This is a genomic window from Vibrio antiquarius, from assembly GCF_000024825.1.
Lineage (GTDB): Bacteria > Pseudomonadota > Gammaproteobacteria > Enterobacterales > Vibrionaceae > Vibrio > Vibrio diabolicus.
Genome location: NC_013456.1, coordinates 899,730 through 921,681, shown reverse-complemented (window position 1 = coordinate 921,681; position 21,952 = coordinate 899,730). Strand labels below are relative to the sequence as shown.

Annotated in this window: 14 protein-coding genes, 5 tRNA genes and 4 rRNA genes; 4 read left to right on the top strand and 19 right to left on the bottom strand. The window is 45.6% G+C overall.

The annotated features are described in order from the left end of the window. Window positions 1-278: 278 nt before the first annotated feature. From VEA_RS04390 to VEA_RS04320, 15 genes are all read right to left on the bottom strand, one after another. Window positions 279-355: transfer RNA gene (locus VEA_RS04390), tRNA-Asp, on the bottom strand. Between the two features lie 46 nt (window positions 356-401). Further along, window positions 402-518, bottom strand: a 5S ribosomal RNA gene (rrf, locus tag VEA_RS04385). Between the two features lie 56 nt (window positions 519-574). Beyond that, window positions 575-650: transfer RNA gene (locus VEA_RS04380), tRNA-Thr, on the bottom strand. A gap of 101 nt (window positions 651-751) precedes the next feature. After that, window positions 752-868 (bottom strand): 5S ribosomal RNA (gene rrf, locus VEA_RS04375). Window positions 869-961: 93 nt separating this feature from the next. Further along, window positions 962-3,850: ribosomal RNA gene (locus tag VEA_RS04370) — 23S ribosomal RNA — on the bottom strand. A 264-nt stretch (window positions 3,851-4,114) separates the two neighbouring features. Continuing rightward, a tRNA-Glu gene (locus tag VEA_RS04365) sits at window positions 4,115-4,190 on the bottom strand. Between the two features lie 11 nt (window positions 4,191-4,201). Beyond that, window positions 4,202-4,277: transfer RNA gene (locus VEA_RS04360), tRNA-Ala, on the bottom strand. Window positions 4,278-4,372: 95 nt separating this feature from the next. Continuing rightward, a 16S ribosomal RNA gene (locus VEA_RS04355) occupies window positions 4,373-5,925 on the bottom strand. Together the 16S, 23S and 5S rRNA genes with 4 tRNA genes alongside form the textbook arrangement of a ribosomal RNA operon. Window positions 5,926-6,411: 486 nt before the next feature. After that, window positions 6,412-7,665, bottom strand: a complete 1,254-nt coding sequence (locus VEA_RS04350) for a cyclic di-GMP phosphodiesterase (protein ID WP_012841389.1) — start codon at window positions 7,663-7,665, stop codon at window positions 6,412-6,414. Window positions 7,666-7,793: 128 nt separating this feature from the next. Then, window positions 7,794-8,792, bottom strand: coding sequence for a LacI family DNA-binding transcriptional regulator (locus VEA_RS04345; RefSeq protein ID WP_006742369.1), 999 nt, complete (start codon window positions 8,790-8,792; stop codon window positions 7,794-7,796). Between the two features lie 105 nt (window positions 8,793-8,897). Next, window positions 8,898-9,653 (bottom strand): chitin disaccharide deacetylase, encoded by a 756-nt coding sequence (chbG, locus tag VEA_RS04340; RefSeq protein ID WP_006742368.1) that lies wholly within the window; start codon window positions 9,651-9,653, stop codon window positions 8,898-8,900. A gap of 18 nt (window positions 9,654-9,671) precedes the next feature. Continuing rightward, a complete protein-coding gene (locus VEA_RS04335; protein WP_005397437.1) occupies window positions 9,672-10,994 on the bottom strand; it encodes a 6-phospho-beta-glucosidase in 1,323 nt (440 codons plus the stop codon). Between the two features lie 10 nt (window positions 10,995-11,004). Beyond that, window positions 11,005-11,316 (bottom strand): PTS lactose/cellobiose transporter subunit IIA, encoded by a 312-nt coding sequence (locus tag VEA_RS04330; protein ID WP_031780628.1) that lies wholly within the window; start codon window positions 11,314-11,316, stop codon window positions 11,005-11,007. 51 nt (window positions 11,317-11,367) lie between these two features. Further along, window positions 11,368-12,702 carry a PTS sugar transporter subunit IIC gene (locus VEA_RS04325; RefSeq protein ID WP_005397441.1) on the bottom strand — a complete coding sequence of 445 codons (1,335 nt, stop codon included), beginning with the start codon at window positions 12,700-12,702 and terminating at the stop codon, window positions 11,368-11,370. 89 nt (window positions 12,703-12,791) lie between these two features. Then, entirely contained in the window at window positions 12,792-13,097 is a 306-nt protein-coding gene (locus tag VEA_RS04320; protein ID WP_041852887.1) for a PTS sugar transporter subunit IIB, read from the bottom strand. A gap of 247 nt (window positions 13,098-13,344) precedes the next feature. Here VEA_RS04320 and VEA_RS04315 point away from each other — a divergent pair, with 247 nt between their 5' ends. After that, window positions 13,345-14,628, top strand: coding sequence for a polysaccharide deacetylase family protein (locus VEA_RS04315; protein ID WP_006742366.1), 1,284 nt, complete (start codon window positions 13,345-13,347; stop codon window positions 14,626-14,628). Window positions 14,629-14,827: 199 nt separating this feature from the next. Here the strand turns inward: VEA_RS04315 and VEA_RS04310 are convergent. Both VEA_RS04310 and VEA_RS04305 read right to left on the bottom strand, forming a co-directional pair. After that, window positions 14,828-14,912, bottom strand: a tRNA-Leu gene (locus VEA_RS04310). A 191-nt stretch (window positions 14,913-15,103) separates the two neighbouring features. Continuing rightward, window positions 15,104-15,769, bottom strand: a complete 666-nt coding sequence (locus VEA_RS04305; RefSeq protein WP_006742365.1) for an SDR family NAD(P)-dependent oxidoreductase — start codon at window positions 15,767-15,769, stop codon at window positions 15,104-15,106. A gap of 227 nt (window positions 15,770-15,996) precedes the next feature. On the opposite strand from VEA_RS04305, the gene VEA_RS04300 reads away from it, so the two are divergent. Next, complete coding sequence (locus tag VEA_RS04300; protein WP_006742364.1) at window positions 15,997-17,265, top strand: DUF2254 domain-containing protein; 1,269 nt, start codon at window positions 15,997-15,999, stop codon at window positions 17,263-17,265. A gap of 184 nt (window positions 17,266-17,449) precedes the next feature. After that, window positions 17,450-17,929: an RDD family protein gene (locus VEA_RS04295; RefSeq protein WP_005397453.1), complete on the top strand. Its 480-nt coding sequence runs from the start codon at window positions 17,450-17,452 to the stop codon at window positions 17,927-17,929. Between the two features lie 87 nt (window positions 17,930-18,016). Here the strand turns inward: VEA_RS04295 and lptG are convergent, their stop codons facing one another. Further along, window positions 18,017-19,087 carry an LPS export ABC transporter permease LptG gene (gene lptG / locus VEA_RS04290; RefSeq protein ID WP_005397455.1) on the bottom strand — a complete coding sequence of 357 codons (1,071 nt, stop codon included), beginning with the start codon at window positions 19,085-19,087 and terminating at the stop codon, window positions 18,017-18,019. 3 nt (window positions 19,088-19,090) lie between these two features. Beyond that, the gene (gene lptF / locus VEA_RS04285; RefSeq protein ID WP_006742363.1) at window positions 19,091-20,191 is read right to left on the bottom strand and encodes an LPS export ABC transporter permease LptF; all 1,101 of its coding nucleotides are present in this window, start codon (window positions 20,189-20,191) and stop codon (window positions 19,091-19,093) included. A gap of 200 nt (window positions 20,192-20,391) precedes the next feature. Between lptF and pepA the strand changes: the two genes are divergently transcribed. Further along, entirely contained in the window at window positions 20,392-21,900 is a 1,509-nt protein-coding gene (pepA, locus tag VEA_RS04280) for a leucyl aminopeptidase (protein WP_005397459.1), read from the top strand. Window positions 21,901-21,952 lie beyond the last annotated feature (52 nt).

The window sequence follows — 21,952 nt, the reverse complement described above, 5'->3', positions numbered from 1 at the left end:
GATACAAACTACGAGCTAGCTCATGCGGATTCATCGGTCTCCAGCATTTACTATAGGCTCGAATCTGTAGAGAAATGGGCAAGATTACATTCAACTAGAATTGTGTAACTCGGTTACAGAGAAAGCTGGCACTACAGATACCAAAAGTCTTAGTCTTTCAAAAGTGGCAGCGGATCCGGGCTACGAGTAGGCCTTCTGCGGGAGTCATTCGAACGAAGGGAGAAATATACTTGCATTAACGAAAAAGCCCCAGTCTTTCGACTGGGGCTTAATATAAATGGCGGAGTGGACGGGACTCGAACCCGCGACCCCCGGCGTGACAGGCCGGTATTCTAACCAACTGAACTACCACTCCGCAGTGGTATCACTCGCTTGTAATCAGCAAGTGTCCAAAATTTAAAGCCTGGCGATGTCCTACTCTCACATGGGGAAACCCCACACTACCATCGGCGCTATTTCGTTTCACTTCTGAGTTCGGCATGGAAATCAGGTGGGTCCAAAACGCTATGGTCGCCAAGCAAATTCTTTACGTTTTGTTTTAGGCTTTAATTTAAAGTCTAAAACAAACAATAAATGGTGCTGATACCCAGAATCGAACTGGGGACCTCATCCTTACCAAGGATGCGCTCTACCGACTGAGCCATATCAGCACATTATTTGTGTCCGTAAGGACTAAAAAAGCCCGCTTTTACAAACGGGCTCTCTTAACTTTTGTCTTCACCTTTTAAAAAAGGAGAACACTAAATTTAAAGCCTGGCGATGTCCTACTCTCACATGGGGAAGCCCCACACTACCATCGGCGCTATTTCGTTTCACTTCTGAGTTCGGCATGGAAATCAGGTGGGTCCAAAACGCTATGGTCGCCAAGCAAATTCTTTAATTCGGAAAGCTGTTTCTTAATTCTCGTTCTTACACATTCAACGTTCTTTCATTGAGTCCATCAAAACCCCTTGGGTGTTGTATGGTTAAGCCTCACGGGCAATTAGTACAGGTTAGCTCAACGCCTCACAACGCTTACACACCCTGCCTATCAACGTCGTAGTCTACGACAACCCTTTAGGATACTTAAAGTATCAGGGAGAACTCATCTCAAGGCTCGCTTCCCGCTTAGATGCTTTCAGCGGTTATCGATCCCGAACTTAGCTACCGGGCAATGCGTCTGGCGACACAACCCGAACACCAGAGGTTCGTCCACTCCGGTCCTCTCGTACTAGGAGCAGCCCCTTTCAATTCTCCAACGCCCACGGCAGATAGGGACCGAACTGTCTCACGACGTTCTAAACCCAGCTCGCGTACCACTTTAAATGGCGAACAGCCATACCCTTGGGACCGACTTCAGCCCCAGGATGTGATGAGCCGACATCGAGGTGCCAAACACCGCCGTCGATATGAACTCTTGGGCGGTATCAGCCTGTTATCCCCGGAGTACCTTTTATCCGTTGAGCGATGGCCCTTCCATTCAGAACCACCGGATCACTATGACCTGCTTTCGCACCTGCTCGAATTGTCATTCTCGCAGTCAAGCGGGCTTATGCCATTGCACTAACCTCACGATGTCCAACCGTGATTAGCCCACCTTCGTGCTCCTCCGTTACGCTTTGGGAGGAGACCGCCCCAGTCAAACTACCCACCAGGCACTGTCCGCAACCCCGATAAGGGGTCGACGTTAGAACATCAACACTACAAGGGTGGTATTTCAAGGACGGCTCCACGCAATCTAGCGACTGCGCTTCAAAGCCTCCCACCTATCCTACACATGTAGGGTCAATGTTCAGTGCCAAGCTGTAGTAAAGGTTCACGGGGTCTTTCCGTCTAGCCGCGGGTACACTGCATCTTCACAGCGATTTCAATTTCACTGAGTCTCGGGTGGAGACAGCGTGGCCATCATTACGCCATTCGTGCAGGTCGGAACTTACCCGACAAGGAATTTCGCTACCTTAGGACCGTTATAGTTACGGCCGCCGTTTACCGGGGCTTCGATCAAGAGCTTCGACCGAAGTCTAACCCCATCAATTAACCTTCCGGCACCGGGCAGGCGTCACACCGTATACGTCATCTTGCGATTTTGCACAGTGCTGTGTTTTTAATAAACAGTTGCAGCCACCTGGTATCTGCGACTCTCAATAGCTCCATCCGCGAGGGACTTCACCGTCGAGAGCGTACCTTCTCCCGAAGTTACGGTACCATTTTGCCTAGTTCCTTCACCCGAGTTCTCTCAAGCGCCTTGGTATTCTCTACCCGACCACCTGTGTCGGTTTGGGGTACGATTCCTTACAATCTGAAGCTTAGAGGCTTTTCCTGGAAGCATGGCATCAATGACTTCACATCCGTAGATGCTCGACGTCGTGTCTCAGCCTTAAGAAGAGCCGGATTTACCTAACTCTTCAGCCTACGCACTTGAACCTGGACAACCGTCGCCAGGCCCACCTAGCCTTCTCCGTCCCCCCATCGCAATTGTAAGAAGTACGGGAATATTAACCCGTTTCCCATCGACTACGCCTTTCGGCCTCGCCTTAGGGGTCGACTTACCCTGCCCCGATTAACGTTGGACAGGAACCCTTGGTCTTCCGGCGAGGAGGTTTTTCACCCCCTTTATCGTTACTCATGTCAGCATTCGCACTTCTGATACGTCCAGCATGCGTTACCACACACCTTCAACCGCTTACAGAACGCTCCCCTACCCAATACTCAAAGAGTATTGCCGCAGCTTCGGTTTACTACTTAGCCCCGTTACATCTTCCGCGCAGGCCGACTCGACCAGTGAGCTATTACGCTTTCTTTAAATGATGGCTGCTTCTAAGCCAACATCCTGGCTGTCTGAGCCTTCCCACATCGTTTCCCACTTAGTAGTAATTTGGGACCTTAGCTGGCGGTCTGGGTTGTTTCCCTCTCCACGACGGACGTTAGCACCCGCCGTGTGTCTCCCGGATAGTACTTACTGGTATTCGGAGTTTGCAAAGGGTTGGTAAGTCGGGATGACCCCCTAGCCTTAACAGTGCTCTACCCCCAGTAGTATTCGTCCGAGGCGCTACCTAAATAGCTTTCGGGGAGAACCAGCTATCTCCAGGTTTGATTGGCCTTTCACCCCTAGCCACAAGTCATCCGCTAATTTTTCAACATTAGTCGGTTCGGTCCTCCAGTTGATGTTACTCAACCTTCAACCTGCCCATGGCTAGATCACCTGGTTTCGGGTCTATATCCAGAGACTGAACGCCCAGTTAAGACTCGGTTTCCCTACGGCTCCCCTAGATGGTTAACCTTGCCACTGAATATAAGTCGCTGACCCATTATACAAAAGGTACGCAGTCACAGGACAAGCCTGCTCCTACTGCTTGTACGTACACGGTTTCAGGTTCTATTTCACTCCCCTCACAGGGGTTCTTTTCGCCTTTCCCTCACGGTACTGGTTCACTATCGGTCAGTCAGTAGTATTTAGCCTTGGAGGATGGTCCCCCCATATTCAGACAGGATATCACGTGTCCCGCCCTACTCGATTTCACTGAATATGCGTCGTCAGTTACGGGGCTATCACCCTGTATCGCCAAGCTTTCCAGCTTGTTCACCTAACGCGTATAAAGCTTAAGGGCTAGTCCAATTTCGCTCGCCGCTACTTTCGGAATCTCGGTTGATTTCTTTTCCTCGGGGTACTTAGATGTTTCAGTTCCCCCGGTTCGCCTCGTTATGCTATGTATTCACATAACGATACTTACTTATGTAAGTGGGTTTCCCCATTCGGAAATCCCAGACTCAAGTGGTTTTTACTACCTAATCTGGGCTTATCGCAAGTTAATACGTCCTTCATCGCCTCTGACTGCCAAGGCATCCACCGTGTACGCTTAGTCACTTAACCATACAACCCGAAGGAGTTTCGAGTTGATGTTCAAATCACCAAAGTTGTCTCTCATTATTTGAATGAGCGAGAGACATTCGATTTTGCCGGACTCAAATTCCAAGAACACTTGAATGTGTTATTAGTTGTATTCATAAATGAATACTTTGAGAACTTTACAAACAACAATAAATTGTTGTTTTGTCAGCTTTCCAAATTGTTAAAGAGCTAATTACTTCAAAGAAGTAACCATTTTTAAAAGCACTCATTGAATGCCCTTAAAGATGGTATCCCGTAGGGGAGTCGAACCCCTGTTACCGCCGTGAAAGGGCGGTGTCCTAGGCCTCTAGACGAACGGGACACAGAAGTATGTGGTGGAGCTAATCGGGATCGAACCGATGACCTCTTCGCTGCCAGCGAAGCGCTCTCCCAGCTGAGCTATAGCCCCACATAAATTGCTTCAGCATTTTACGCAGAACCAATTTTGCTCTGAAATCTAAACCGTATCAATCTGTGTGAACACTCATCGCAATAATCATCGTATAAGGAGGTGATCCAGCGCCAGGTTCCCCTAGCGCTACCTTGTTACGACTTCACCCCAGTCATGAACCACAAAGTGGTAAGCGTCCCCCCGAAGGTTAAACTACCTACTTCTTTTGCAGCCCACTCCCATGGTGTGACGGGCGGTGTGTACAAGGCCCGGGAACGTATTCACCGTGGCATTCTGATCCACGATTACTAGCGATTCCGACTTCATGGAGTCGAGTTGCAGACTCCAATCCGGACTACGACGCACTTTTTGGGATTCGCTCACTTTCGCAAGTTGGCCGCCCTCTGTATGCGCCATTGTAGCACGTGTGTAGCCCTACTCGTAAGGGCCATGATGACTTGACGTCGTCCCCACCTTCCTCCGGTTTATCACCGGCAGTCTCCCTGGAGTTCCCGACATTACTCGCTGGCAAACAAGGATAAGGGTTGCGCTCGTTGCGGGACTTAACCCAACATTTCACAACACGAGCTGACGACAGCCATGCAGCACCTGTCTCAGAGTTCCCGAAGGCACCAATCCATCTCTGGAAAGTTCTCTGGATGTCAAGAGTAGGTAAGGTTCTTCGCGTTGCATCGAATTAAACCACATGCTCCACCGCTTGTGCGGGCCCCCGTCAATTCATTTGAGTTTTAATCTTGCGACCGTACTCCCCAGGCGGTCTACTTAACGCGTTAGCTCCGAAAGCCACGGCTCAAGGCCACAACCTCCAAGTAGACATCGTTTACGGCGTGGACTACCAGGGTATCTAATCCTGTTTGCTCCCCACGCTTTCGCATCTGAGTGTCAGTATCTGTCCAGGGGGCCGCCTTCGCCACCGGTATTCCTTCAGATCTCTACGCATTTCACCGCTACACCTGAAATTCTACCCCCCTCTACAGTACTCTAGTCTGCCAGTTTCAAATGCAATTCCGAGGTTGAGCCCCGGGCTTTCACATCTGACTTAACAAACCACCTGCATGCGCTTTACGCCCAGTAATTCCGATTAACGCTCGCACCCTCCGTATTACCGCGGCTGCTGGCACGGAGTTAGCCGGTGCTTCTTCTGCAGCTAACGTCAAACGAGCACGCTATTAACGTACCCGCCTTCCTCACTGCTGAAAGTACTTTACAACCCGAAGGCCTTCTTCATACACGCGGCATGGCTGCATCAGGCTTGCGCCCATTGTGCAATATTCCCCACTGCTGCCTCCCGTAGGAGTCTGGACCGTGTCTCAGTTCCAGTGTGGCTGATCATCCTCTCAGACCAGCTAGGGATCGTCGCCTTGGTGAGCCCTTACCTCACCAACTAGCTAATCCCACCTAGGCATATCCTGACGCGAGAGGCCCGAAGGTCCCCCTCTTTGGCCCGTAGGCATCATGCGGTATTAGCCATCGTTTCCAATGGTTATCCCCCACATCAGGGCAATTTCCTAGGCATTACTCACCCGTCCGCCGCTCGACGCCGCTATCGTTCCCCGAAGGTTCAGATAACTCGTTTCCGCTCGACTTGCATGTGTTAGGCCTGCCGCCAGCGTTCAATCTGAGCCATGATCAAACTCTTCAATTTAAGATTTTGTTCGGCTCAATGAATACTGAACATTACATAAAGTAATGTTTGAATTGACTGTGCTGAATCCGAAGATTCAATGGTCACTTCGTTTCATTGAAACCTAATTTGAAACCGAAGTCTCTAATTGGATTATCATCAACGAGTGCCCACACAGATTGATAGGTCTATATTGTTAAAGAGCTTGCTTTTCGAGAAGTTTTCTCTCAAAGCGGAGGTGCATTCTAGCGATTTGGTTGTTAGTGTCAAACACTTTTTTCAACTAATTTTTCGTAGAACCTTTTTACCTCTTCGACCCTACTGAAGCCTTGTGGCGTCTGCCGTGTCGATGGATGCGCATTATAGGGATAAGATTTTCTTTGGCAATACTAAAAATGCATTTTTTCTAAAAAAACATGCCAAGTGGATACTTTCCATCCAACCTAAAAATTACCCCAAAATAACACTCAAGATTTCTACAGCTTACCCACAAAAATCTGTGGGTAACTACTCATCACTATCGAAGAAGTAAGAAATGCGTGAACGCGGATTAAGATACTCTTTGATTTTCTCCGGCAATTTAGACGGATGAATCGCGTTAACTATCTTTATATCCTTTGATGCAAGATCAATGATTGGCGCCTGCGTCCTTGGCACTGATGGGTCGTAAACCAATACATTTGGGAATAATAGATGCGATGCATTCACTGAGATAACCAAGCCCACCATATTATTGGAAAGCTGAACCACAGTGCCTGGAGGAAACACGCCCATAAACTTAATCAGGATATTCAGGTTTTCTTCTTTATATAGGTGTTTACAGTTCTTATATAAATGAGAGAGTGCGGTATAAGGAATTTTTTGCTCTGAGACTATAGGTGTATGACACAAGTTATCAAATGCGTTAGCTACAGCAATAATTTGAGCAAACTCGTTGATCTCATCTCCTTTCAGACCTTTGGGATAGCCAGACCCATCTCTTAGTTCATGGTGCTGTGCAATCACAACTCTTGCAACTTCGGGAAAACCTTCTATTTGGCTCGCAAGGTCTACTCCATATTTGGTGTGCAACTTTAAGTAGTTAGTTTCTGGTTCCGTCAGCGGTGCTTGCTTTCTTAATATTGCGGTAGGAATTTTTATTTTCCCGATATCGTGGAATAGCGCTGAGAATGAAAGCTCTTTCAACTGCGCAGCTGAGTACCCCTTAGCACGGCCAATCATCATGGCGATAACAGCAACGTTCAACGAATGGAAATAAATATCTTCAAACTCATTTTTACCGTTCATCAGGTGTAGAGTGACATTATCATCACACATTAACTTCTCGACGATATCTTCAATAAGAAGCTTCGCTTCATCAACGGCAGCTGTTGGACGATTACGAATTTTCGTCATGACCGAGCGCATACGCGCAAGAGAGCGCTCAAACTCTTTTTCGCACTGGATAACGCGTCGACGATACGCACTTAACTTTTCTATGCGGTTTTGTTTTTCTTGCCAAAGTTTTTGAGTTTCATGATCTAGCGACGCTTCATTCGTTACTCTATCAGCTTGTATCTGGTCGACTGGAAGTGGTGCGGCATCACTTTGCTCTGGATTAAAGTAAACGAACTTTACACCGAGGTGACGGATCATCTCGACTTGTTCTTGATCTTTAATCTTAAAACTATTGAGTAGAAAAGGGTGATCGTTCCACTTTAGCGGAAGACGGATATGTAATCCGGGTTGAATACGATCGACCGTAAGTTTAATGGCTGCCACTTATTCACTACTGATTTACGTTGCCTAAGAGAGTTAGAATACTAGTAAATTTTGTGAATAAATTCATCAGTAAGTATCAAAACATCAGATGGTCATTTCTAATTACTCATTTAATGAGCAAAAGCAAGCTACTTTAAGGTTCGATCTGCTTTGCGTATTTTAAGCTGAGCCTCGAACGTTGGCTTATCTATTATTTCTTGACCTTTGACTAATCCCATTAATGTTTGTACCGCTACACGGGCCATATCACTGATAGGAAAGTGCACTGCCGACACTGTAGGATAAAGGCTTTCACAAAGGTCGACACTGTCAAAGCTAGTTAAAGAGATTTGCTCCGGTACTGAAATATTGTGCTCGTGTAAGTACTGCATTGCACCGACCGTCATTTCCTCACTGCAAGAAAAGACTGCAGTAACTTCAGGGTGTCGTTGTAAAATTGCAGCCATTGCATCATAACCACTTTGCCGACCATAATTCCCTTCTTCACACCAGCTTTCGTCAATATCGATACCTGCGTCCTTCATCGCATCAACGTACCCAAGCTTTCTTAATAAACTATTATGACGTTGGGATGGACCGGTAATACAGGCGATTTTTCTATGACCACCAGCTAAAAGATGCTCGACGGCAATACGGCTTGCATGATGATGATTAAAAGTAACGCAACGCTCTTCTATTCCTTCAACATAGCGATCCAGAAGAACGAAAGGCGTAGGCTGTTTTGCTAATTCACGTAAATCATCATCTGACAAATAACGACTATGGAGGACATAGCCATCACAACGCAGATCATTAAAACGCTGAATGGCTTCCTTTTCACCTTCTGCAGAATGATGTCCTTGAGCGGTAATCAGAAACTTTTTATGAATATCCAGCTCAGTCTGAACCTGCTCCATCATCTCTCCAAAGAAGCCCCCCGTATAGTAAGTCACCAATAAGCCAACCATATTACTGGATGAGGTTGCGAGTGAACGAGCAATCGCACTCGGGCGATAATTCAGTTGCGCCATAGCTTGCTCTACTTTTTTTCGAGTTTCTTCGCGAAACTTCCCCTCCCCATTAATGATTCGAGAAACGGTAGAGCGATTTACACCGGCGAGTTCGGCGACATCTTTAATCCTTGCCATAATGCTATTGGGTCCAACTGCAATTGTTATTAAATATCCGTTTGTGTAGAACGGCTGCCAGCAATTCGTAAGGTGCTTATAGGGGGCGAAGCTGGCAGCCTTTAATCATACACCGACCATTTGATTGGTAGAAACGAGCTCAGAGTAATCCGTGACAGCTATACCATGTTGAGCTAACTGTTCTTTTAAAATGGGAGAGGTTAGAACTTGTAACTCTAGCTCTCGCTGAAGCGCATAACCACTCTTTAAAATCAGCGCTTGATCGGCCTCTGCCGGGTGGCACATCACCTCAACCAAATCATAGTTTGTCTTTAGACTCAATAAATGCGCCATCAAACCATCTAAACTTACTTTTTGATCGTAAAACTCGTCAGTAAAGACATACCTTGTTGTCATCGATTCTTGACACAAGCCAGTGCCCCGCAGTGGCACTCGGTATTCACTCGCTACCTCTTTAATAACGGGCAAAATTTGAGGGTGAGTATGCGCGTGATGATGGCTATCTAAGTGGCTTAGCTCTAACCCAAGCGATAAAAAATGTTCCACCTGAGCTTTTGCTTCGTCATAAATGACCTGAGTTTCGAAGTCCTGCTTACCCCACAGTTCGTCGTATTTGATAAAATGCGCTCGACCGTTGGTCAAATTAGGGTGTCCAGTTAGAGGCACTCCCGCTGTAAACCTAAGATGAACGCCAATTCTCAAGTCTGGATTATGGCGAGCCAACTCTAAAGCATGTTTCTCAGCATCCATACCGACCATCATGGTGGTTGAATGAACAACACCTTGCTGATGAGCTTTTACGATGCCGTTATTTACACCTCTCGTTAAACCAAAATCATCAGCATTAAAAATGACTTTCATTGGCGCCCTTCCTTAGTACTACAACGTCGTTAGTTTAAATTGAGGTAAATACGGAGCGTTCACCGCTAGGATATCATCCAGAATTGACTTGGCACGACCAATGTCTGGCACCAATGGGTTGTTGGTTAATGCCATGAGCGCTTTGTCATAATTACCTTCAACAGCAGCGTCTATTGTCAACTGTTCATATGCTTTGACTTGATAGAGTAATCCTTTGATATTGTTTGACAGCTCACCAACCGCAAGAGGTTTCGCGCCCCAACTACCAATCACCGCGCTACACTCAATCACAGCATCGTCGGGGAGGCCGTTAATCGCTCCGTTATTTAAGACGTTAACAACATGAATACTATTACGATTGTTATAAATTGAATCAACCAAGTTTAGTGATGCATCTGAATAATAAGCCCCACCCCGCTCTTCTAACTCTTTCGGCTTATGATCGAGATTAGGATCTTGATAGAGCTTGAATAGCGCATTTTCTGTTTCCATTACCTGCTCAGCACGAGTGCCCTTTTCACCCGCGCTTTGTTTCTCTTCAGCGAGCATAGCATCGGTTTGATAGAAATAACGATGGTAAGGACATGGTATCGCCCCCAGCGCTTTTAAAAATGCTGGATCCCACGGTTCTTCCCAGATGTTCTTCATGCTGAAGTTAGCACCATCACCGACTTTCTCTAATACCGTTTGAGTAATATCTTCTCCATTGAGCCATGCTTTGTGCACCCAAACGAGATGGTTTAATCCGGCAAACTCCAGTTGTAGCTCTTTTGGCTCGCACTCCATCATTTCTGCGATCATCATTTCCATCGAAACCGGCACATTACATAAACCAATACTCTTTACTTTGGTGTACTTACTGACGGCTTCAGAGACCAAACCCGCAGGGTTGGTGAAATTGAGCATCCATGCATTGGGTGCCAACTCTTCAATATCTTTACATATATCAAGAATAACCGGGATGGTTCGCAGTGCTTTAGCAAACCCACCAGGGCCTGTTGTTTCTTGGCCGATGACGTCGTATTTAATTGGAATTCGCTCGTCATTAGCACGAGCAGCAAGACCACCCACACGGAACTGCGTCATCACAAAGTCCGCATCTTTTATCGCAGCACGACGATCAAAGTCTGCTTTTATCTCAATCTTTGCACCTGCTTTATCAACCATTCGCTGCGCTAGACCTTTGATAATCTCAAGCTTCTCAGCTCCTGACTCAATGTCCACAAAATGAATCTTCTTAACGGGTAAATATTCTAAGCGCTTAATAACCCCTTCAACCAGTTCAGGGGTATAACTACTACCACCGCCAATAATGGCAAGTTTGATCGCCTCTCTAGACATTTTTCTCCCCTTATTTGTTCGAGATTTTTTTGTTCAGTGCAACGATTTCTACAGCCATTTCTTGAGCCAAAATCGTGGTCATTAAGTGATCTTGAGCATGTACCATCACTAACGTCATCGGGACTTTCCCTTCCCCCTGATCTTCCTCAATCAACTGAGTCTGAATTAAGTGGGCTTTGTTAATGCACTCTCTTGCTTGAGAGAGCTTCTCCTCAGCCGCATCAAAATCTTGTTCTCTAGATAAACGCAACGCCTCGTAGCTCAAACTTCTGGCTTCGCCAGCATTACAGATGATCTCCATCACAACCAATTCTTGTTCCATCATTTTCTCTCCGAAAATCGGGCCGCGGTAATTGCGGCCCATTAAGCACCGTTAAGCAGTAACACCTTCACCTGAAGGTTGCGCCTCATCCTTAGTTTCTTTCGTCGTTGGTAGTTCTTGCTCCAACATTTGCTTCTCAAACATTTTGAAGAATGGGAAGTAGATAATTAGATCAAGAATCAATAAACCAATGACGAGCAATACTGGAGCAAAGGTCCAACCGCTACCCCACGAAGCACCTATCAGTGCTGGTGTTGTCCAAGGCGTTGTAGCGACCCCCATACCCACAAAGCCGACATGCACAGCAAAGTACGCTATCGTAGCGTTGATGACTGGAGCGAAGACGAACGGGATAAACAAGGTCGGGTTCATCACAACTGGGCTACCGAAGATCACAGGTTCATTGATTTGGAAGAAGCCAGGCACCGCACTCATTCGACCAATACTCTTAAGGTGAACAGAACGGCTAAATGACATCAGCATAACAAGAGCAAGTGTTGCACCAGAGCCACCGATAAAGATGTAAAAATCCCAGAAAGGCTGAGTAAATACGTTTGGAATCGGTTCACCTGCAACAAAGGCTTCGATGTTGGCACCAATGTTGGTCAAGAAAATTGGAGAAAGCAGCCCCACAACAATTGCAGCACCATGGATACCCGCAAACCAAAGTAGTTGGCAAAGCAATAGAGCGCCAATAATGGCAGGCAATGAGTTAGACGCACTAATTAAAGGCTTAAAGACAGCCATGACCGCATCAGGAATCAGCATGTCATACTGGGTTTGCACGAAAAGGCTAAGTGGATATAAGGTAATAAATATCGCTAAGACTGGTAACAGTACTTCAAATGATCGTGCAATCGCCGGTGGCACCTGCTCTGGCATACGAATCGTAATATTGTGCTTTTTCATAAAACGGTAGAGCTCTACCGAGAAGAATGCACACATCACTGCGGTGAAGATCCCGGTTCCTCCCATGTGTGACATAGACAACGCGCCATCTTTAGCAGGGGCCGCGATGAGTAAAAAAGACATCAGCGACAATACAGCACTCGTGATCCCATCCATCTTGTAAGCCTTAGCTAAGCTATAAGCAACGCCGAGCGAAACAAAAATGGTCATGATCCCCATCGACATGTTGTAGGGCATCATTATGGTATCAAAATGTGTGGTGGCGAAATCGAGCCAAATTCGACCAAAAGTAAAGGTCGTGTCTTCGGCAAATGGTGGGAATGCAAAAATCAAAATGAAACTACCGACAATAATAAACGGCATTGCAACTATAAAACCGTCTCTCATTGCTCGAACATGGGGCTGATTCCCCACTTTTGCTGCTATAGGGGCTATATGCTTTTCGACTGCGCCTATAATTGCGTCATAAAGCTTCATAGAATCCATCCTTATTTTAGGCAAAAGAATCCCGCATCAAATATTTATATTTGATGTACAGTTATCTTTTTTAAATTTAAAACTATGGTTTAGTTAATTAATTCTAATGCTTGCTCTAGTACTTCTTCTCCCTTCATCATTCCATAATGCTGAGGAGAAATCGCATCAATGTTTTTACCATGCTCTTGCGCCGTTTTTCTTAGCTCTTCTAGCTGAAAACGTACTTGAGGCCCGAGAAGACAAACATCGTACTCTTTAATTGCATCTTCAAATGCATTCACTGACATCGCATCAATTTTGCACTCAATTCCTTTACTTTCAGCAGCTTGCTCCATTTTTTTAACAAGCATACTAGTTGACATCCCTGCGCTACAGCATAAAAGGATCTTTTTCATAGCCTTACTCCCGTTGTGTAAATTTCAACCTGCAAAAACTGTAGCAAAAATAACCAAGACAAAAAAGCGCAACCGGTTGCATTATTCGTGAACATAATCCCAATTTAGAAAATACGACCTGTTTTTTAGTAATTATTTAGGTCTAGGATAAAAGTCAGGAAATAAATTAAGACACCACATTAGGTTTCAAATTATCAATATATTACTACTGACAACGTCGTTATTAATTTCTAAAAAGGAATAGAGAATGAAATTTAATAAATTGGCTATTGCAACGCTTGTAAGTGCCGCACTATCACAATACTCATTTGCTCAAACCGACTCTAAAGGCACCATTTATTTAACGTTTGATGATGGACCAATCAATGCTTCTATTGACGTTATTCAAGTACTTAACCAAGAAGATATCAAAGCGACGTTTTACTTTAATGCTTGGCACTTAGACGGAATTGGTGATGAGAATGAAGACCGTTCGCTAGAAGCCTTAAAGCTCGCATTAGACACTGGTCATATTGTCGCGAACCATAGTTACGATCATATGGTTCATAACTGCGTTGATGAGTTTGGACCTAATAGCGCAGCAGAATGCAATGCTACCGGCGACCACCAGCTTAACTCGTACCAAGATCCTGTTTACGATGCCTCAATGTTTACGGAAAACTTATCTGTGTTAGAGAAGTATTTGCCTAACATTACAAGCTACCCGAATTATAAGGCAACAGAGTTTGCTAGACTGCCCTACACCAATGGTTGGCGCGTGACTAAAGACTTCAAAGCAGATGGATTATGTGCAACATCTGATGACTTTAAACCTTGGGAACCAGGCTACGTTTGTGATATCAACGACCCATCAAACAGTGTGAAAGCCTCAATTGCGGTACAAAACATTCTGGCTAATAAAGGCTATCAAACACATGGTTGGGATGTGGATTGGGCACCTGAAAACTGGGGGATAGCAATGCCAGCCAACAGTCTAACAGAGGCAGAACCTTTCCTAGGTTACGTAGATGCAGCATTGAACAACTGTGCTCCTACCACCATCAACCCTATCAATTCAAAAGCACAAGAGTTTCCATGTGGTACACCACTACACGCAGACAAGGTCATTATTCTAACGCATGAGTTTTTGTTTGAAGACGGTAAGCGAGGAATGGGCGCAACCAAGAATTTACCTAAATTAGCGGAATTTATCCGACTAGCAAAACAAGCTGGCTATGTATTCGATACGATGGATAACTACACACCAAACTGGCAAGTTGGTCATAGCTACAACGCTGGCGACTACGTCCTACATTTAGGCACCGTTTACCAAGCAGTGGCCAGCCATAACGCACAGCAGGACTGGGCACCTTCCCCAACCTCTAGCCTTTGGACCAATGCTGATCCGGCAACAAATTGGGAAGTGAATGTTTCATATAAAGAGGGAGATGTTGTGACGTACTCTGGCAAACGTTATCTCGTCAACGTCCCACACGTCTCTCAAGCCGATTGGACACCTGACTCACAGAACACCTTGTTCACAGCTCTATAAGCTGTTCCCTACTATTATCATGTAGTAGCTTGCGCGAGGTAATCCCTCGCGCTTTTTTATTTTTAGAAAAGTAAAAATGGAAAGCAGTAAAGAGTGGACTGACTGGGCCTGGCATTCCTGACGCCACGCTGGATTTGAATTCACAAACCCTAGATACAACAAAGCCCCGACTTACGTCGAGGCTTTATCATATGAATTATGGTACCGGTGGGCGGACTTGAACCGCCACGCCCGAAGGCAACGGATTTTGAATCCGTCGTGTATACCAATTTCACCACACCGGCATCTTTGGGCTATTGCCCTTTGATGGTTGGCATTATACGGAAGCTTTTGACCTGCGCAAGCAGAAATACCTTAAATAACTATCGTTTGCTGATAATTTCGCCACAAAGTGTGACAAAGCTGTACTCATAAGAAACGTACACTCCATTTCCTACTACTGATCCAGATAAAAATGGGTATACGTAACTCTTTTTTAAACTCTATTCACTGTAATATCAGAAACATAACCATTCCCAATGCTCGACAAAGCCGTATGGACCATCTCGGCAGCATCTTCCGCTTGCATGAAGTGACTCGTGTCCATCGTGTTGCCGCTTGTCTTCCAGAATTCCGTATCCATTCCACCAGGATAAACCGCGATAATTTTCATTGGCTTTCCTTTTAACTCCAAACGAACCGACTCGATTAATCCTTTGACAGCCCACTTCACAGCGCAATACGTAGACTCTTGCGCTTTAGGCTGTTGCGCAGCAGTAGACATAACCATGACCACTTTTATCGGTTGATCTTTGTAACGCTTTACTAACTCTCTTAATACATGAATGGCAGAATTCAGGTTATTATCAATCAGTTTTTGAATCTCTTCCGGCTCCTGCTCTTCCAGTTCGCCAAAATAACCACTTCCTGCACTATGAATGACCATTTCAGGCGGCTGTTTCATCCCATCAAATAGGTGTTTCACATCTTGATGTAATGAGAGGTTGCAAGCTTGATAGCCGACGTTATGAGAGAGTTGTTTAGCTAGTGCGGATAGTTTTTCTGTGTTTCTTCCTATGATATACGTCTCTTTGTCTTCCGCATCATAACGCTTTGCCAGCTCTGCCCCTAAACCGCTACTTGCACCTGTAATTACAATCATGGCTACCTCTTTTCAATCACATACTTTTAATGCATCTATCAATTAAGGTAACAGAATCTTGGTAATTCACACCTCAAGAACACCATTCTTTGAAGCAAGCGGCTTTCTTACTCTCATGATGCATGAAATTCCACGTAGAATGAGGAAGATTTAACCTATGCTTAAGCAAGAATAACTTTCTGAATTTTCTATCGACTTTCGAGTAAGAACCTCATAGGAGCATACGAATGACTGGGTCAAAATGGCAATGGTTACTGAAGCAAATGACGCGTAAACTGTGGGTTCGCACGTCACTTTATGCCTTACTTGCTGTCGCTACTGCCCTAATATCCATTGTTTTAAACCAGTTCATTACTCTGCCTCCTGCAATCAACGTCAGTAAGGATTTGCTTAACAACATATTAAATATCCTCGCGACTTCTATGCTTGCGGTGACCACATTCTCGCTCAATATAATGGTCTCAGCGTACAGTGCCGCTAGTGCAGGGGTAACGCCGCGAGCGACAAAACTGTTGATGGAAGACAGCACAACACAAAATGCTTTGGCGACCTTTCTTGGCTCTTTTCTATTTAGTTTGGTAGGCATTATCGCGCTAGGCATTGGCGCCTATCATCAACAAGCACAAATTTACCTATTCATCGTAACCATCGCCGTGATCGTGATGATCATACTCACCTTGCTACGTTGGATTCAGCACCTTTCCGTACTAGGGAGAGTCAGTGAAACTACCTCCTACGTGGAACAAGCTTTGTTAGATGCGATAAGAAAACGGGGCAAAGAGCGTTGGCTAGGCGCTCACCCATGGAGCCATCCAGAACATAAACCCAGAGGAAGCAAGCCTATTTTCAGCCAAGAAATTGGCTACTTACAGCATGTTGATATGCATCATCTCGATAGTATTGCTGAAGCAAACCAATGCACTATCTATCTTGAACGACAACCAGGAAGCTTTGTGTATGTGAGTCAACCATTGGCTTGGGTTTGTGGAGCGTTGCCAGACGAAAGCGAAGTAACGGCGGCCTTCACGATTCGAACGGAGCGTTCCTATGATCAAGATCCTCGTTTTGGATTAGTCGTTATGGCGGAGATCGCCTCACGAGCTCTCTCCCCTGCAGTGAATGATAACGGTACCGCGATTGACGTTCTTGGGCGTTCTGTACGAGCACTTTCATTATGGGGAGACCTACTCAGTGAGCCGCCTACCAAGACTCGATACCCTAGGCTATTTGTGCCCGCATTAAGCTGCCAAGATTTATTTGATGATGTCTTTTTGCCAATCGCGCACGATGGTGCAGCGCAACTCCAAATACAGATTCGCCTACAAAAAGCCTTGCTGGCTCTTTCTAGTATGCACCCCAAGTTGTTTTTATCACCTGCAACCAAGCTATCAGAAAAAGCTTTAGAGCTCTCCTTGAGCCAGCATTATACCGAAGATGAGAAACACCAACTCTCTCATCTGTCTAATCTAGTTACAGACCAAAAAGCTAATTGTTAGGCAAGTAAAATTCAGTTGAAATGGGTTACCGAAAGGCCTTGTACATCATGATATGTGTTCATAACACACAGCAGAAAAGTCACTTCGTTTATGCATAATTAAAGACTCTGTGCGTTAGGTCTCTTTTCTCTTGGTGAGGGAATCTATATTCTGACGCACAATTTTTAAGGTAAGTGATGGAATAATGACGACGTCTACAACTCTTCCACCTGCAGGTCTCTTTCGTCGACTTGCAGCGTTGATTTACGACACATTGATTATTATCGCAATCGAAATGATGGCCGCAGGTATTGTTATGGCCGTTGTATTTGCACTAAATGCAGCAGGGCTGTTGAGCTATGGCGAGTACGCAGATGCCGCTGATATGCTCGGAAAGCACCCTGTATTAAGCCCTCTGTTTACACTGTATCTTGCGGTTGTGTGGATATACTTCTTTGTCTTCTTCTGGACGCGAGCAGGACAAACACTTGGGATGCGCGCTTGGAAACTTCGAGTTCGCAATGCCAAAGACGGCGCGCCGATTACAGTCACTCAAGCCCTGATTCGTATTGCAACATCTGGCTTTGGTTTGGCAAACCTGACTGTACCGATTGATCCCAAGAAACGTGGGTTCCACGACATTTGGGCAAAAACAGAGGTTGTTGTGTTGCCTAAGGCAAACTAACTTATCCGGGGATACAAAAAAGGAAGGCATAATGCCTTCCTTTTACATTTAGTCCAATGAAACATGGTTTATTCGGTGATACTTCAGCTACAGCTTTCTTCTCAGCAGCGCAATCGCAATGGCTAAGAACACCAGGCTCGGGGCCAATGCACCAAACACAGGGGATATGCCATATACCAAGCTTAATGGGCCAAAGAACTCACTGGATATATAAAAAGTAAACCCGGCAACCACGCCCGATAATACCCTTGCCCCCATGGTCACACTTCTGAGTGGACCGAAAACAAACGATAGCGCCATCAACATCATCACGGCAATTGAAAGCGGCTGTGTCAACTTACGCCAAAACGCCAATTCATAGCGAGACGCATCTTGCTCAGATGCTTTCAGATAGGTCACGTAATCATACAAACCGCTCAGTGATAACTCTTCAGGCTTTACCGTCACCACAGCTAGCTTATCTGGAGCCAATGACGTATGCCATTCCATCTGTTCGATGTCTTGCTTCGAAATCACGTTTTCATTTTTCATATCCGTGATTTGTACGTCTCGCATCAACCAATTGTTATCTTGTTGATAGTCGACCTCTTCAGCAAAGATAACCTTTTGTAGATTCTTATCATCATCAAAACGCCACATATTTAAAGCATAAAGCTTGTCGTCTTCGACTTTACCTATAAAGATAAAGTCGTTTGCGTCACGAGCCCAAACTCCAGAACGAACTGAGACAATACTACCTCCAGATATCGCAAAGGATCGTAGGTCACGAGCCATCTTTTGTGCTTCTGGAGCGCCCCATTGCCCTAACGTCATAACGATAAGCATAAGTGGCACCGCCGTTTTGAGCACGGATAACCCGATATCCAACTTTGAGAAACCAGCAGCTTGCATCACCACCAGCTCAGAGCTTGACGCCAACATACCCAAACCAATAAGGGCACCGAGTAATGCCGCCATTGGGAAGAACATTTCGATATCACGCGGCACACTGAGCAACACAAAGTACAACGCATGAGTTAGGTCATACACGCCTCGCCCTACTTTACGTAACTGTTCTACGTATTTGATGATGCCCGATAAGCCAACAAACGTCGCTAAAACCAAGGCAGTGGTAGAGATGATGGTTCTACCGATGTAAAGGTCTAAGATTTTGAACACAGCTTACGCGAGCCTCTTTTTACGGAATTTGTCTTTTATTCGTCGAGCAGCAACGCTGTCCATCATATTGGCCATGATTGCGACAATCAGTAACATCGCATTAATTGGCCACATGCCGATTGCCGCCGGAATGTCACCATCTTCTAATGCAGATTTTGTTGCACTAATCGCCAGGAAATACGCTAGATAAATAAGAATCGCGGGCCCCATTTTGGCAAATCGTCCCTGACGCGGATTCACCGCCGACAATGGAATAACCAACATCGTTAAGAGTGGAATACACACAAATAACGAAATGCGCCATTGCAGCTCTGCTTGCGCTTCTGGGTCTGGGTGTCCAATCAAATCGACCGTTGGGTACGCTTCCCAATCTCGCCCTTTCTTTTTGACCTCACGCTGGCCGATAACGCCTTCGTATTCATCGAATTTTGTGATCATATATTCAACGCGAGTAGGCACACCTTCATAACGCGTGCCTTCTTTCATGGTGATGACCTGACGGCCGTCCGACAGCTCTTTTACTTCACCAGAAGACGAGAACATCACACTCGGCAATACTGAATCTCTCGGGCGCATCTGCGCGACAAAAACGTTGCTCAATGTATTGTCTTTAATGTCATCAATGAAGACAACCGATGAACCATCTGGCGTGCCTTGGAATTGCCCTTTCTTTAGCAAGTCAACGCTGTTTTCTGCCGCCACTTGTTCATAAAGTTGCTCAACACGGTCTTGAGACCACGGCGATAACCACAATGCATTGAAAGCCGCCACAGCAGAAGTAATCAGTGCTAAGTACAAGGCCGCTTGTACCAGGAATTTGTTACCAATACCTGTCGCGTTCATCACGACAATTTCGCTCTCTGCATACAGGCGACCAAACGTGATCAATATGCCGATATACAGACTTAAAGGCAGCATTAATAGACCCATTGCTGGCATATTCAAACCAACAATCGAGAAAATCAATCCAGCAGGAATATCCCCATCAGAAGCATCAGCAAGAACACTTATGAATTTCTGGCTTACAAACACCAAAAAAAGTACGAAAAAAATCGCAAATTGGCTCTTGAGTGTTTCGCGGATCAAATATCTAACAATAATCACGCTGAAATTACCTATACAAAACTTGTTTTTTTGGTCGAATCACTATAGTTTCCCGTTGAACCATTTATTTTTTTAAAAATTATAAACTAGATGTTAGTCGCTTAATCAGCTCTGCATGTAAGCCTGGAGCTAAAATTCAACAAGTAAGCGATCATTATCTAACATTTAGAGCAATTTGTCTTCAGGATGTAGGAGTACGCATGGAGTTCAGTGTAAAAAGTGGCAGTCCAGAGAAACAACGTAGCGCATGTATCGTTGTTGGTGTGTTTGAACCACGTCGCCTTTCTCCAGTAGCCGAACAACTTGATAAAATCAGTGACGGTTACATCAGTTCACTACTTCGCCGTGGTGATCTAGAGGGTAAACCTGGTCAGATGCTGCTACTGCATCAAGTACCAGGTGTTTTGTCAGAGCGCGTTTTACTTGTCGGTTGCGGCAAAGAGCGTGAACTTGGCGAGCGCCAGTACAAGGAAATCATTCAAAAGACGATCAGCACACTTAACGAGACAGGCTCAATGGAAGCGGTATGTTTCCTAACTGAACTGCATGTTAAGGGTCGCGATACATACTGGAAAGTACGCCAGGCTGTAGAAGCGACTAAAGATGGTCTATACACATTTAATCAATTCAAGAGCGTTAAACCTGAGACTCGCCGCCCACTGCGTAAGCTTGTTTTCAACGTACCAACGCGTCGTGAATTAAACTTGGGTGAAAAAGCAATCACTCATGGTCTCGCTATCGCATCTGGTGTCAAAGCCTCAAAAGACCTTGGCAACATGCCGCCAAACGTAGCTAATCCAGCTTACCTTGCTTCTCAAGCTCGTCGTCTAGCGGACGATTACGAAACCGTAACCACCAAAATCATTGGTGAGCAAGAGATGGAAAAACTGGGTATGACCTCTTACCTAGCAGTAGGCCGTGGTTCTAAAAACGAATCTATGATGTCTATCATCGAGTACAAAGGTAACCCTGACTCAGATGCAAAACCTATTGTGCTAGTAGGTAAAGGTCTAACCTTCGATTCAGGCGGTATCTCTCTAAAACCGGGCGAAGGTATGGATGAGATGAAGTACGACATGTGTGGTGCGGCATCGGTATTCGGTACAATGAAAGCGCTAGCGAAGCTGAACCTACCAATCAACGTTATTGGTGTTCTAGCTGGCTGTGAAAACATGCCTGGCAGCAACGCGTACCGTCCAGGTGACATCCTAACGACAATGTCTGGTCAAACTGTAGAAGTTCTGAACACGGATGCGGAAGGTCGTCTTGTTCTTTGTGACGCACTGACTTACGTAGAGCGTTTCGAACCAGACTGCGTGGTTGACGTTGCAACCCTAACTGGTGCTTGTGTTATCGCACTAGGTCACCACATCAGTGGCGTTATCTCTAACCACAACCCTCTTTCTCATGAGCTAGTTAACGCTTCAGAGCAAGCAAGTGACCGTGCATGGCGTCTACCAATGGCAGATGAGTACCACGAGCAGTTGAAGAGCCCGTTTGCGGATATGGCAAACATTGGTGGCCGTCCTGCTGGTACTATCACTGCAGGTTGCTTCCTGTCTAAGTTTGCTAAAAAGTACAACTGGGCTCACGTCGATATCGCAGGTACCGCGTGGAAATCAGGCGCAGCGAAAGGCTCAACGGGCCGTCCTGTCTCAATGCTTGTCCAATTCCTTTTGAACCGCAGCGGCCAAGAGACAGAAGAGTAATTTCTGAACAAAATCTAAAAGGGCCGCAAGGCCCTTTTTTATTATCCTAATT